Consider the following 12,863-nt stretch of genomic DNA (forward strand, 5'->3'; position numbering starts at 1 on the left):
ACAATCCCCAAGTATTAGTATAGTATGTACTGTACTATTGGTGCCATGAGTGGTGAAGACGGCTCGGACGCACCCCTGTCGGCCTACCTCGAGGCCAAGGGCGCGGTCGAACTGCTCTGTGAAATCGAACCAAACGGGAGCCAGTTCACACGGTTAGTGGAGGAATCGACGGTCAGCCGGTCGACGGTCTCGACCCGCCTGCGGGAGGGCGAGGAACTCGGACTGTATGAGCGCCGAGAAATCGAGGGGCGCGGCACCTCCCACGCATACCGCCTGACCGAGGCGGGCGCAAAGCTCCGCCTCTACCTCGACCACACAGGTCTCACGGAGCGGTACCGCACGATCAAAGCGTTACGCCGGCACTTCGACGAAGACGTCGGGGAGCTGACGGAGTGGGCACGAGAGAACGAGGGAGAGTTCGATCCTCCAGTCGAGGAAGACGGCCTCCGGGAACAGCTCCGGGAGTACAGCAGACTTGGAGAGTGAAGGAGGCCGTCAGGTGTCGGAGAACCGGTCGGGCTCGATCCGTGACAGCCGCATCGCGTTCCCGGTGACGCCGAGACTCATCCCCATGTCGCCGACGACGACAGCGACGGCGACGCTGACGAGCCCAATCGGCACGCCGACGGCAAGCAGCGCCTTCACGCCGAGGCTCGTCCAGATGTTCTGCCGGATGACGCCGTTGGCCGTGTGCGACAGTTCGTAGAGGTACGGCAGCTTCCCGACGTCGTCGCCCATCAGCGCGATGTCGGCGGTCTCGAGCGCGGTGTCGGTGCCGGCGGCTCCCATCGCAATACCGACCTCCGCGGTGGCGAGCGCGGGCGCGTCGTTGATACCATCGCCGACCATCGCCACCTCGCCGTACTCCGCCTGCAACTCCTCGACGGCGTCGACCTTCTCCTCCGGCAAGAGTTCGGCGCGGTACTCGTCGACGCCGACCTGCTCGGCGATGGCGCGGGCGGTGCCCTCGTTGTCGCCCGTCAGCATCACGACGCGCTCGACACCAAGCTCCTGCAGGCGCTGGACGGCCCGCTTCGAGGCCGGGCGCACCTCGTCGGCGATGGCGATGGCACCCAGCAACTCCGACTCCGTTCCGACGATAACGACCGTCTTGCCCTCCCGCTCCAGCGCGGCGAGCGCGTCCTCGGCGAACGCCCCGTCGTCGGACTCGGCCGCCTCTTCCGCCACGACGCCGCCGTCCGTCTCGCGGCGTGCCCGAGCGAGGTCGAAGCCCAACTCCTCGAAGAGTGCGGGCTTGCCCGCGTAGTACGTCTCGCCGTCGATCTCCCCGCGGATGCCCTTCCCGGTGAGGCTCTCGAAGCCAGTCGGGTCGGGCAGGTTGCCCACGCCCGCCTCGTCGGCACGGGCGAGAATCGCTGCGGCGATGGGATGCTCACTGCGCCGCTCCAGCCCGGCGGCGCGACGGAGCAGATCGTCCTCAGTGGTGTCGCCGACCGGGGCGACGTCGGTGACGGCGAGTTCGCCCTTCGTGAGCGTCCCCGTCTTGTCGAGCGCGACGGCATCGACTTCGCCCATCGCTTCGAGGTAGTTGCCGCCCTTGATCAGCACGCCGTTCTTCGCGGCGCTGGTGATCCCCGACACCACGGAGACGGGCGTCGAGATGACGAACGCGCACGGGCAGGCAATCACCAGCAGGGTGAGTCCGCGGATGAACCACGTCTGCCAGTCGCCGGCGAAGGTGAACCCGTACCCGGCCACGTCCACCGAGACGGGGTCGGCGATGACCAACGGTGGAATGGCGGCGGTCAGGATTGCCAACACGACCACGACCGGCGTGTAGTAGCCCGAGAAGCGGTCGACGAACTGCTCGGTGTCGGTCTTCTTCGCCTGTGCGCCCTGCACCATCTCGATGATGCGCGAGAGCGTCGAGTCGCCCGCCGTCGACGTGACTTCGACTTCGAGGTAGCCCTCCTCGTTGATCGCGCCCGCGTACACCTCGTCGCCGGCGGTCTTGTCGACGGGGACGCTCTCGCCGGTAATCGGCGACTGGTCGACCGCGCTCTCGCCCTCGACGACCGTGCCGTCCAACGGAATCTTGTCACCGGGGCGAACGACCACGGTCTCACCCACCTCCACTTCGTCGGCGGGCACCGTGACTTCCTCGCCGTCGCGCACGACGGTGGCCTCGTCGGGCGAGAGTTCCATCAGCTCGCGCAGGGAGTCCCGCGCCCTGTCCATCGCGTAATCCTCGAGCAGCTCGGCGATGCTGAACAGGACGGCCAGCGTCGCCGCCTCGACGAAGTAGCCGATACCGGTCGCCGCGATGATCGCCGTCCCCATCAGCAGGTCGATGTCGAGGCTTCGGTTCTTCGCGGAGTAGTACCCGCTGCGGACGACGGGGATGCCGCTGGCGGCGACAGCGCCGAGGAACAGGACGTCGGCGATGTGGAGCGGGTACTCGAGGACGCTCGCCACCGTGACGTTCTGCCCGGTGAGGAGGAACTCGAAGAGGAGGCCGAGCGTGACGAACGCCGCGCCGAGCCACGTCTTCTTCGCGCGAGGACTCGTCCAGACCTCCGACGGTGGCGCGATGTCGGCGCCACCGGCCGCATCCTCTGACTCATCGTGGTCGGAATCCGACTCTCTGACGACCTCGTAGCCGGCGCCTTCGATTGCGTCGACCACATCGGCCTCGCTGATGCGGTCTGAGTCGTACGTGACGTTGGCCGTACCGGTGGTCGGCTGGAGCGTGGCGTCAACGACGCCGTCGACGCGCTGGAGGCTCTTGTCGACTTTCTGGGCGCAGGACGGACAGTCCATCTCGGGGACGACGAGGCGGGCGGTCAGCTCCCGTCGCTGCCCGCCCCCGCTCGTCTCCCCCGCTGCGTCCGGATTCTCTGTCATCACCTCACAGTAGGGGCGTCAGTTCGATAAGCCTTTGTTGGAATATTCCAAATAGAGGTTCAGCGTGTTGCCGGGGGATCTTCGGGCAACCGTTCGTCGGCGACGTGCTGCTTCGCCAAGTGTTCCTCCGCCCGGCGGAGTCGGTAGGTGAGCGTCGACCGCGGCACGTCGAGATGCTCGGCCAGTTCGCCGACGTCGACTTCGCGTGGGGACTCGTAGTACCCGTGTTCGACGGCTGCCCGGAGTGCGGCCTCCTGCTCCGGCGACAGACCACTTTGCGTCTCGCCGCTTCCCCCCACCGACGCAGTCGTGTCCGCGGTTCGGAGCATCTCCATCCGGGCGCAGTCCCCGACGGCGACTTCGAGGGCGTCGAAGAACGCGGCCACGTCGCCCTCTCCGGAGTGGATGAGTCGCCACGTGTAGTGGCGGCCCTCGTGACGGGTCTCGAACAACACGCTCTTGCCGAGATGGTCGCGGGCGATGTGGGGGACGGACGCGCAGGAGGGGGTGCGCTCCCAGTCGGAGTACAGGACGAGCGTGTCGTCCGTGCGGTCGAGGACGCGAGTGGTCTGTGTGGCGCCGCAGTCCTCGGTAGCCAGACAGTCGGCGTAGTAGTCGCTGGTGAGAAAGGCGTCCTCGATGGCGTCGAGTGCGTCCGGAATGCCGGTCGCGTGGTCGACTCGCCAGAGCTGCTCCGCAGTGGCGTGCAGCGAGAGCGAGCGGACGCGGGCGTCGGGGTGGTCAGCGAGGGCGTCCGCCACCCTGTTACACCCCGGCTCGTATTCGAGGGCGAAGACGAGTTCGCGCATACCCACGCGTAGAGGGCGGCTGGATATAACACGTGGGCTCGGTGCTGCCATCGTGTCGACTGGAGTCAGATCACGTCGTCGGGGTCGTGTTCCTCCCGCATTCGCTGGGCCTCGGCGGCGTACTGCTCCTGCAGATCGGCGTCATTGACCGAGCCGAGATTGTCCGGGTCGGCGTCGACGGCGGCCGTCGTGTCGCGGACGTCGGTGAAGGAAGTGAGCGCCCGTTCTTTCCGGAAGTATCGTTCACCGTCTGGGGTTGCATAGGTGAGGATGATGAGATTCTGCTCGTCGTCGGAGTACGTCCGCTCGACGAGCCAGACGCGGACACCGTTCGAGTCGGAATCGCTGGGCATGGCTGTTCGTTCTCTTCCGGGTCGGAAAGGGGTAGTGTTGGAAATGTGGTCGACAGTGACTCGCTTGCTGAAAATCCCATATCTTTGTCATAGACGCGACTCCCTCATATTGTCCCGAATACAGGCGTCAGATCAAGTATGAAAAGTGCCGAACAGAGACGAGAGGATGGATTCGAGCCGATAGAGGTGGAAACCAAGCGATTGGTAGCGTTCTACTTTCCGATACTGTGAACTTCCCGGCCACACAGAAGTTGAGACTGGTCGTCTCAATGCATATGGCATTCTGGCGCAGTTCATAAATAGTATGAAGACGTAGTCTCGGACAGAACAATGGCACGAATTACCGGCTCCTATCCAGATGACCTCGACCTCCTCATCGAGGGGGCTGTCGAGGCTGGTGTGTTCGGGGGCAAGAGCGATGCGTTGCGCGAGTTCGTGCGTGAATACTTTGAGGACCACGAGAACGAACGTATTGCAGCTGCGGTCGCCCTCTACGAACGCGAGCGGATCACACTCGGTGATGCCGCGAGACTCGCTGATGTCGACCGCTGGACGATGCGTGACATCCTCCGTGAGCACAGTGTTGAACTTCGCCTCGGGCTCGTTGACGAAGACGACGCAGCCTACGAGGTAGAGGCAGCACGTGAACTCGAATTCGATGATGAGGACTCGTCTGATGAGGAGTCACGTGTTAAATGACAGGTAACGATCTCCCAGCGAACCCGAGCGTCTTGAACACGACTGTCCTCTCGAATTTTGCGTACATCGATCAGCTGTGGGTAGTTGCTGACCTCTCTGGAATCTGTACGGTACCAGTCGTTCGTGAGGAGCTCGAACACGGCGTCGATAATCACCCATATCTCCAGGAAGCACTCGATACGCTTGATGACGAAATCCCAGTCGCGACGATTTCGGATACTGTCGCAAACAGAGAAGCCGTTGTTGGTGGGCATCTCGACCCCGGGGAAGCACAGGCGTTCGCCCTCGCTGACGCACACGACGGTCGACTGCTGACAGACGACGGAGATGCCCGGTCGTTTGCGAAAGACCAGGGTGTGACTGTTGTCGGGTCGGTTGGCGTTCTGTTGGCTGCAATCGATGCTGGGAAGATCGATGAAGCCACTGCTGACGAGTGGTTGTCGACGTGGATCGATGAGATTGGCTACTACGTCCCGTATCGAACCATCTCGGAGTATCGATGACGGGCTTGCTCGGAGTTCGAAACGCCTGATTAGTGTGCCCGTGAACACGTCTATTACCAATGAGTGAAGCCGACAGACGGCTGTCCGAAGAGAGCGAACAACGGTTTCTGGATCTGTACGCTCATCTATTGGTGTATGTCAACGACCGATTCGATGTCATCGAAGAGATCGAAACGGTCGGTGATCTTGAACAGCACTATACTGACGAGCTCCTCCCGCTCCGAAACACGCTGTACAACGAGTCGACGACGGACCTGATAGAAGACTTCGTTGAAGAGAATCCTCCCGACCTGTCGGAGGCTGATCTCGAACAAATCGCAGCCTGGACTGACTTCGTCGCCGGTGAGTTCGTCGTCGTCCGTTATCGTGAGGACGACGCGATCTTCCTCGATTGGACAGAACCGCCGCAAGCCTACGCAGTCCGTCCGGCTCGGCTTCCGTTCGCCGAACTGTGGGATGAATCTGCACTTCCAGTCCCGGTTTCGAGTGTCGTCCTATTGCCGTTTGAGGATCAGATCGTCTACGACGGGTGGATCGGGGTCAAGAACATCATCTTCGGGGGATCGCTCAGCGCTGACATCGACGACGAATACGAGGAGGCCAAACATCGCTTCGGCATCATCGACTCGCTTCCAGTACCTGAGGAAGACGAAAAGACGGACGCCGAGAAGTTGCGTTTCTACATGAAGAACAAGCGCAACCGAGAGCGATACGTATCGGAGATCGAGCAGTTGCGGGAGAAAACCGACGAACTGGAGCGGATTTACCACCAGGAGATGGGGAAGGCCCGAGCTCGAAGCTTGGGTCGCGAACTGCGCGAGTTGGAACTCAACGAAGCCTACGTAGCGATCTACGACGATCGGATCATCACTAGTGCCCCCTCCGAATCCGAGGTTCGCAAGCTACTCGAAGAGATTATGCCCGCTGGAAAGGCTAATCACCCCTACATCTACCACTTCGATCCCTGAACGAGAGTCCACAGCTTACGACTGGAGTTGCGTGACGGTCGACGCGATTTCGCTTTTGATCGGTACGCCGGAGAACTCGAACACTCTGTCCCCGACACCGAAGGCGTATCTCTGATAGGAGACATCGACGTGAATCCAGCATTCGACATCGCTGTCTGTCGCCTCATACTCGGCTTCACTTGTATTCTCTCCGTGCTTCAGCACATCGAGCAGGTACTCTTCGATACGTCGCGCATTCGCGATTCGCAAGAGATGGTCGGCAGCGACGTTGTCCAACACGTCCGCTGGGGTCCCGTTTCCTTCGCCGATAAGATAGAACTCGTCGCCGTACTCGTGTGATTCGACCTGAACACGGAGTGCGTACGTCTCAGCCATATCGGTAGTTCTGAAGAGCCACGTATCAGACTGTCTGTTACAGAGACTGCCTGCCAGGGCCGCGTCGTGAACAAGATTTAGTCGGACTGGCGTACAACCACAGTATATGTCTTTCACTGCCAGCTGGCACACGCTCCTCGAGGAGCTCGACGACCTCCCCGAAAGTACGACGGTCATCACGCCGCTCTCCCATCAGCGATTTCGTATTACTGACGTGCAGGACGCTCGAGTCATCATTCAGTTCGAAGACAGAGACGAGACGCGGCCGCTCCAGCGCGATCAGTTCGAAACGCTCTATCGACGAATTCAGGACGCCTCCGACGAGTTTGACCTTGACCGTCTCCCGCCGGATGCCGACCCATACCCGGCGGTGTGGAGTGTCCATCCACGATTCGAGGTCGATGAGGACGCTGGCATCATCACACAATCAGCGGTTGCGACGGCAACGCAGGTGATGGGTGCAGAGCAGGAACCAACGGACGAGGAACGAACTGAACCCGACGGACTTGATGTCTACTCGGACACGCTCCTCCTCATCGATGCACTCGAACGTCACAATGTGACTGACCTCTCCGAACTGGAAACGGACGCGTTGGTGAATCTCTACACCCTGCTTTCGGATGTCCAGCGAGATGCTAACGAATTCCGCAAGGAGATCGCGGATGTCCTCCTCGCTCGGCTCCATCACGACCGTCCGGTTTCCGGGCAGTATGGCTCCGTCCAACGGACGAGTCGCCGTAACCGCTCGCTCAAAGACGACGAGGAGGTGCTGGAACGCCTCGAGAACGCTGGCATCGACCGCGAACGTGTGCTGAGCGTCGACCGCTCGAAAGTCGATGAAGCGCTTGAAGTCACCACGCTCTCCGAATCCGATGTGTATGAGGTCGAAGAAAGCGAATACGTTCGCAAAGCAGAGGTCGATGAAGACGTCAAAGAGTCCCGATTGCAGGGGTTGAAAGACCGCCTTGCTGCCAGCGAGGACGACGAGGCGAACCAGCTCCGAGCGGAGATCGAGGAGCTCGAACAGCGTATCGACGACCTCACCAGTTTCCGCACAGGTACGGAGATGCAAGGATGACTGCCTACCGCTTTCGCGTCAAGTTCGATCCCGACCCGACATCACTGTGGCGGGATATCGTCGTCGGCGCGGACAGAACGATCGCCGAGTTCCAGTCGGCGATCAACCCTGCGGTCGGGCTCGATCAGGGCCACCTCTGGTTTGTCGGCGACGACGAGGACTACTGGGACAGCGCCGTCAAATACCAGTGCCCGCAAGAGTACGAGGAGTCGCCTGGTGGCGATCCGGTATTGCGTACCGAGCGGATCGAGAACGCAGGCGACGTGACGGTCGGTGAGATGACCCGCCAGCTCGGACTCGAACAGTACGATCGTATCTGTTATCTCTACGACTACGGCGACGAATGGCGGTTCTACGCAATCTTGAAAGAGATTCTCAGCGATGAGCCGAGCGACAAACCACCGGAGGTCGTGAAAGAGAAAGGCGAGTCCATCGACGATCAGTACGACGCGCCAGGAACAATTGAAAGCGATTCGCCCCTCCCTGATCCACTCTATTCGGTGCTTCCTGAAACCGCGGTTCCCGTCGTGGATCTTCGTGAGTTGGAGAAGCGAAATGATATCGTCCACGTCATTCCATTACTCAGTCTCGAAACGGGATTTGGGGCGGTTTGCGAGCGGTTCGCGATTCAGTTCGAAGATAGGGGATACGTCCTCGAAAACTTCCAGCCGGGATGGCAGGTCGTCGAAGAAGCCGATGGAGCAAATAAGACAGAGGAAGAACTCCTCGCTGCCCTTGCGGACGCAGTGCGTGAGTGGCACGCTGAAATCGCGGAGATCTCGGGTGCGATGACGGGCCAGCATTTCGACAAGGAGACGGTTGAAGCGATGCACGTTGAACTAGATGCGGAACTCGAACGCAAGGGATACGGCCACCTGTAGTCTGCTCTCTTGATTGTCCGTCGAAGAGAACGAGTTCTTGGCTGTGAAATGTCCAGCGTCTCGTAGTGGCACCAACCAGTAAGTCTCGCCGGAGTGTCTTTCGTCGGATCGCCCGGAAATCGTACATCGAGTGGCCGGCATATGACTCGACACCATTGTATGACTGGAGTTCGCTAGCCGGGCTGGAGTCGGACGTTCGTACTGTTTCGGAAGCATGGTTCGATCACGACGCCCATACCTCCGTTGAGCTGTTCGTCTGTACGGTCCCGCTGGCCTACTTCCGGTTCGATCCTCACGATCGCTACGCGAACTCGACACGCTACGAGATGGCCACGCTCTTTCGCCTGTTCGTGCTGAAAGAACTCCACGGGTGGGACCACGAGACAGCACTCGTTGAGTACCTCAAACGCCGATCTGACATCCGTAAGCAACTGAGTATCGAGTCGATTCCCAATCAGTCGACGCTGTGGCGAAGTTGGCACACACGCTTCACGGAAGATCTCCGCGAGACTATCGAAACGGTTGCTCGAACGATCCTCATCAACGCGCAGAACGCGGGTGTTCCGGTCCCGCGTGAACCGGAGCAAAAGCTTCGACACCTCCTCGACGATTCTGGCGAACCGGTACCAGACGACAAGGCTGTCCTCGAACAAGCGGAGAAGCTCACCGACCACGTACGCCGTATCGTCTTCCCAGCGTTCTCGCTGGAGCGTGGCGAGGGCTGTGAGATACACGAGAACGCGTACTGGGACCTACAAACATATCTCGGCTTGCGGGAGGGCTTAGCTGCCAACGAGGGCGCTCGCAGCTTCACCTACGAGTCGACTAGGGAGAGAACGCCACTCGGTCACGCTCATCGTGAACACGTTCGCGACCTCTCTATCGAACAGATTCGAGAGATGTACCGACAGGCAGTTCGACGACTGCTAGACGAGGTGGCGGGGACAGAAGAATTCTATCGTGCCGGGATCGTCGCGATTGATATCACTGAAGCCGACCCGTTCACAGGCGATCGAACGGGGCACGAGGACGAGATTATCGGGACGAAAGAGAAGACAGACGAGTACGCGTACCAATGGGCGACAGTCCAGCTGGTCGGTAACGCTGTCCCACTCGTACTCGATGCGCGGCCGGTTCGACGAGGTGAGTCACGAAAAGAGATCGTCGAAGATCTGCTTGACTCGGCTGAGAACCTCGTTCACGTCGATAACATCCTAATGGACCGCGAGTTCGATAGCCAGCACGTCCTGGAGATGATCAGCCAGCGTGGGCTCTCCTACGTCGTGCCAAAGCGGATGCAGACGAGCGAGAAAGCCCAGGCCAAGCGGCTGCTTCGCCGTGATCAAGATCGCTTTGAGACCGATCGCAAACTCCATCTCGGGAAGAACGAGTGGCACGAGACGACGCTGATCTACCGTCGCAAAGAGAACTCCGAGCACGACGATCACCGGCAATACTCGGTGTTTATGACGAATTGCGGGAGTGGTCACCTCACAGAGTATGGGTATCGGTGGGAGATAGAGAGCGGGTACAGATCGATAAAGCGGTTCATGGCCGCGACGACCTCGAAGCATTTCGGACTCCGGTTCTTCTACTTCGCATTCGCGTGTCTGTTGTACTCTATCTGGCGGGCGGTTGATCTCTTGGTGCAGGTGGAGTTGACCGGAGAATACGAACATTCACCGGTGGTGACGGCTGATAATACATTGACGCTGCTGAAGAAGGAGACTGGGATCGGATAGTAGCGTCCTCGGTCTGGGTCAGCGCAGATTTTCCGAGTGGCAACGCTATCGAGAAGTTCGGGAACACGACAATCTGGTAAGGAGTGCGACAAGAAGAAGCGAACGAAGGGTGATCTGAAGCAGTTTCTGTTCACTGATCCGGCTGAAACCACGCATCACAGCCCCACTAAACCCGCTGTAGTCTCAACTCCCCCGGCCCGAGATTTTGTATAGCGATATACGATATACATTCTACTATAATGCGGAATTCCGACGCTAAGAGACTCTAGACTCCCGAATTCTCCCGATGGCTCAAGTACAACAAGTGGACCTGATTATGCCAATAATCACGACCACTTTGAAGTACCCCGACGCCGTCCGGTAAGCACGAATGCTGCAATCGGCTCAGAACGGCGCTTCCCCCAGGGTAGAGCCGCCTAGACCGGCCTTCGAGTTTTTGTGGTTCCGCTCAGCCGCGTCGAAGAACGAGCGGAATTCAGCAGTTCGATATAGAACGAATGCCCTCAATCTATATGGAGATGGAGCGTGAACGGTAACGTATGACCGAAGACGAATCGAACTCCAAGGGGCTGATGGAGCGCCAGACCACGGGTGAAGATCGAGTGAGGATGGCCGCCCGGCAGCTGTCGGAGCCCCGGACGGCCAACTGGATCGCCTCCGAAGCGGGCTGGTCACACGAGCCGACCAAGCGCGTCCTCGAACGTCTCGTCGACGATGGTATCCTCCACCGTGACGAGAGCGGGACGCACACGACGTACTACCCCGATTACCGCCGCCAGGCGATGCAGGAAGCGATGCGCCTCCGGGATAGCGGGCACACTGTTGAGGAACTCACGGACCGGCTCGCCGATATGAAGGCGCAGATCCGCGACTGGGAGGACGAATTCGACGTCGAGTCACCGAATCAGCTTCGCGGAACGCTCGCCGAGGAGGGTCTCGACGCCGACGAAGAAGACCGTCGCCGTGAGATCGCCCGCGAGTGGGAACACCTCCAGCGGCGCATCGACATCGTCGGCTTCGCCATCCGCGAATGGAACTTCCTCACTCCGACGAACGAGCCTGCCGAGGCCAGTAGCTGACGGATGTCGGTCCCGCATCCCGGTGGCGACCCGAACGCAAACCTCTACGCTCAGCTGAAGCGGGACGTCCTCGACCGTGTACCACAGATCACGACGGTCGAGTTCGTTCCTGACGATATCGAGGCCAAGCAGCTGCGGGCCCGTTTTGATCCCGCCCGCCTTTCTCCTTCGACAGGACCTGAGTCGCCGGAACTGTCCATCAAGTGGTATCGACAGGACCCACACGATTGGTTCCGTATCAACTACACCGACCCGAACACGGGATTTCACGCTGGCTGGCACCAGGACGAAGACCATCCAGATCTCGGACGAACGCATTTCCAGTACTCAGCCGACGATGAGGAAGATCGCTGGGGAATCACGTTCGAACACGAGACCCCCTCGCTTATCCTCTGGGAGATCATCGAAGCGCTCCTCGAGGATGTCCGTCCGACCTACCAGTACGGGAACGAGGACTCATGACACCACGAGAACGCACTGACCGGTCGCTCGCGAGCTCCTTCGAACGGTATCTCCAGGACAAGGGCAAGGGTCGTGGTGGCGACGGCGGGAACTATCGACGGAACGCAGCGCGTGAGCTGGAGCGGTTTGCCGAGTGGGCCGCCGGCGACCGTGGTGACGACGACTGGACCGGGATCGTCTCCGACGACATCGATGACGACCCCACCTTTGAGGACCTCGATGAACGAGTCTTCCGGGAGTACGCCCGGCATCTCAGCGGAGATCGCGGACTCAAGCAGAATACCGTACAAACCTATTACCGCTATATCTCTGCCTGGTGTGGCTGGTGCGTCAACGAGGGATATCTCGAGGCGCATTACGCGCAGCGGGCCAGTGCGATGGCGCCGCTGCCGGAGGACGACGGCCGCAAGCCCGGCGACCAGCAGGCCTGGACGTCCGAGCAGCGCCACGCCCTCACCCGCCACGTCGACGAACGGGCCCGCGACGCCGTTGAGGCGTACACGACACTCCCAGAGGATACTGACCCCCTCGACAAGCAGCGAGCACGCTACGCGGCGCTGAAGGCGGCTCGTGACCGGGCGCTGGTGTTCGTCCTCGCGTACACAGCTGTCCGCGTCGGCGAACTCCTCCGCGATCCGAACGACCCGCGCCGGCGCGGCGTCCGCTGGGAGGACCTCTCCCTCGACGACGGCAGTATGGACGTCTACCGGAAGAAACAGCAATGGGACGCCGCGAGTCTCCCCGACCCGGTGATCTCGCCGCTGCGGAGCTACCGCCAGCTGATGGACCCACCGACGGGGCGCTGGCCGGTGTTTCCCACGTTCGACCAGCGGACGCTCGCAGGGCTCGTCCAGGATGAGCTCGCCGACCGAGGGGAACATACGGAGGCAATCGCCGAACGCCGTGAGGAGTACGCTCGCGACCTCCTCCTGGCGCTCGATGAGGATATTCGGCCGCCCTCGATTACGACGGACGGCACACGATCGATTCTCCAACGGCTCTCAGAAGCTGCAGAGATAGACATCGACCATCCGAAACACGATTACCTT

At 60.6% G+C, this 12,863-nt stretch carries 14 protein-coding genes; 10 read left to right on the forward strand and 4 right to left on the reverse strand.

Annotation, left to right across the window (positions count from 1 at the left end; genetic code table 11):
* Positions 1-45: 45 nt before the first annotated feature.
* On the forward strand, positions 46-486 hold the full coding sequence (locus tag EAO78_RS16525; RefSeq protein ID WP_162498094.1) for a winged helix-turn-helix transcriptional regulator: 441 nt from the start codon (positions 46-48) through the stop codon (positions 484-486).
* Between the two features lie 9 nt (positions 487-495).
* On the opposite strand, the gene EAO78_RS16530 is transcribed toward EAO78_RS16525, so the two are convergent.
* From EAO78_RS16530 to EAO78_RS16540, 3 genes are all read right to left on the reverse strand, one after another.
* Positions 496-2,865 carry a heavy metal translocating P-type ATPase gene (locus tag EAO78_RS16530; protein ID WP_203227922.1) on the reverse strand — a complete coding sequence of 790 codons (2,370 nt, stop codon included), beginning with the start codon at positions 2,863-2,865 and terminating at the stop codon, positions 496-498.
* Between the two features lie 59 nt (positions 2,866-2,924).
* Positions 2,925-3,674, reverse strand: a complete 750-nt coding sequence (locus tag EAO78_RS16535; protein WP_122106884.1) for a helix-turn-helix domain-containing protein — start codon at positions 3,672-3,674, stop codon at positions 2,925-2,927.
* 65 nt (positions 3,675-3,739) lie between these two features.
* Positions 3,740-4,027 (reverse strand): hypothetical protein, encoded by a 288-nt coding sequence (locus tag EAO78_RS16540; RefSeq protein WP_092817284.1) that lies wholly within the window; start codon positions 4,025-4,027, stop codon positions 3,740-3,742.
* Positions 4,028-4,357: 330 nt separating this feature from the next.
* Between EAO78_RS16540 and EAO78_RS16545 the strand changes: the two genes are divergently transcribed.
* Genes EAO78_RS16545 through EAO78_RS16555 form a run of 3 tightly spaced genes read left to right on the forward strand, consistent with a single transcriptional unit; the run spans position 4,358 to position 6,197 of the window.
* Positions 4,358-4,726 carry a UPF0175 family protein gene (locus tag EAO78_RS16545; RefSeq protein WP_122106885.1) on the forward strand — a complete coding sequence of 123 codons (369 nt, stop codon included), beginning with the start codon at positions 4,358-4,360 and terminating at the stop codon, positions 4,724-4,726.
* A complete protein-coding gene (locus EAO78_RS16550) occupies positions 4,723-5,229 on the forward strand; it encodes a twitching motility protein PilT (RefSeq protein ID WP_122106886.1) in 507 nt (168 codons plus the stop codon). The genes EAO78_RS16545 and EAO78_RS16550 overlap by 4 nt, the downstream gene beginning before the upstream one ends.
* Positions 5,230-5,288: 59 nt before the next feature.
* Positions 5,289-6,197: a hypothetical protein gene (locus EAO78_RS16555; protein WP_122106887.1), complete on the forward strand. Its 909-nt coding sequence runs from the start codon at positions 5,289-5,291 to the stop codon at positions 6,195-6,197.
* A 15-nt stretch (positions 6,198-6,212) separates the two neighbouring features.
* On the opposite strand, the gene EAO78_RS16560 is transcribed toward EAO78_RS16555, so the two are convergent.
* Complete coding sequence (locus EAO78_RS16560) at positions 6,213-6,572, reverse strand: hypothetical protein (RefSeq protein WP_122106888.1); 360 nt, start codon at positions 6,570-6,572, stop codon at positions 6,213-6,215.
* A gap of 106 nt (positions 6,573-6,678) precedes the next feature.
* Between EAO78_RS16560 and EAO78_RS16565 the strand changes: the two genes are divergently transcribed.
* From EAO78_RS16565 to EAO78_RS16590, 6 genes are all read left to right on the forward strand, one after another.
* Positions 6,679-7,650, forward strand: coding sequence for a hypothetical protein (locus tag EAO78_RS16565; RefSeq protein WP_122106889.1), 972 nt, complete (start codon positions 6,679-6,681; stop codon positions 7,648-7,650).
* Entirely contained in the window at positions 7,647-8,531 is an 885-nt protein-coding gene (locus EAO78_RS16570; RefSeq protein WP_122106890.1) for an IS1096 element passenger TnpR family protein, read from the forward strand. The genes EAO78_RS16565 and EAO78_RS16570 overlap by 4 nt, the downstream gene beginning before the upstream one ends.
* Before the next feature lie 65 nt (positions 8,532-8,596).
* The gene (locus EAO78_RS16575) at positions 8,597-10,273 is read left to right on the forward strand and encodes a transposase (RefSeq protein ID WP_122106891.1); all 1,677 of its coding nucleotides are present in this window, start codon (positions 8,597-8,599) and stop codon (positions 10,271-10,273) included.
* Positions 10,274-10,812: 539 nt separating this feature from the next.
* Entirely contained in the window at positions 10,813-11,352 is a 540-nt protein-coding gene (locus EAO78_RS16580) for a DUF7342 family protein (RefSeq protein WP_122106892.1), read from the forward strand.
* 3 nt (positions 11,353-11,355) lie between these two features.
* A complete protein-coding gene (locus EAO78_RS16585) occupies positions 11,356-11,814 on the forward strand; it encodes a hypothetical protein (RefSeq protein WP_122106893.1) in 459 nt (152 codons plus the stop codon).
* On the forward strand, positions 11,811-12,863 hold a 1,053-nt coding region (locus EAO78_RS16590), incomplete at its 3' end, for a tyrosine-type recombinase/integrase (RefSeq protein ID WP_122106894.1). The genes EAO78_RS16585 and EAO78_RS16590, both read left to right, overlap by 4 nt.

This window comes from Halobellus captivus (assembly GCF_003697845.1).
Classification (GTDB): Archaea; Halobacteriota; Halobacteria; order Halobacteriales; family Haloferacaceae; genus Halorubrum; species Halorubrum glutamatedens.

Bases quoted from the DNA above. Each gene is read 5' to 3' on its own strand.
- EAO78_RS16585 (WP_122106893.1), top strand. From the start codon at position 11,356: ATGTCGGTCCCGCATCCCGGTGGCGACCCGAACGCAAACCTCTACGCT.
- EAO78_RS16580 (WP_122106892.1), top strand. From the start codon at position 10,813: ATGACCGAAGACGAATCGAACTCCAAGGGGCTGATGGAGCGCCAGACC.
- EAO78_RS16540 (WP_092817284.1), bottom strand. From the start codon at position 4,027: ATGCCCAGCGATTCCGACTCGAACGGTGTCCGCGTCTGGCTCGTCGAG.
- EAO78_RS16570 (WP_122106890.1), top strand. From the start codon at position 7,647: ATGACTGCCTACCGCTTTCGCGTCAAGTTCGATCCCGACCCGACATCA.
- EAO78_RS16560 (WP_122106888.1), bottom strand. From the start codon at position 6,572: ATGGCTGAGACGTACGCACTCCGTGTTCAGGTCGAATCACACGAGTAC.
- EAO78_RS16530 (WP_203227922.1), bottom strand. From the start codon at position 2,865: ATGACAGAGAATCCGGACGCAGCGGGGGAGACGAGCGGGGGCGGGCAG.
- EAO78_RS16545 (WP_122106885.1), top strand. From the start codon at position 4,358: ATGGCACGAATTACCGGCTCCTATCCAGATGACCTCGACCTCCTCATC.
- EAO78_RS16550 (WP_122106886.1), top strand. From the start codon at position 4,723: ATGACAGGTAACGATCTCCCAGCGAACCCGAGCGTCTTGAACACGACT.
- EAO78_RS16565 (WP_122106889.1), top strand. From the start codon at position 6,679: ATGTCTTTCACTGCCAGCTGGCACACGCTCCTCGAGGAGCTCGACGAC.
- EAO78_RS16555 (WP_122106887.1), top strand. From the start codon at position 5,289: ATGAGTGAAGCCGACAGACGGCTGTCCGAAGAGAGCGAACAACGGTTT.
- EAO78_RS16535 (WP_122106884.1), bottom strand. From the start codon at position 3,674: ATGCGCGAACTCGTCTTCGCCCTCGAATACGAGCCGGGGTGTAACAGG.
- EAO78_RS16525 (WP_162498094.1), top strand. From the start codon at position 46: ATGAGTGGTGAAGACGGCTCGGACGCACCCCTGTCGGCCTACCTCGAG.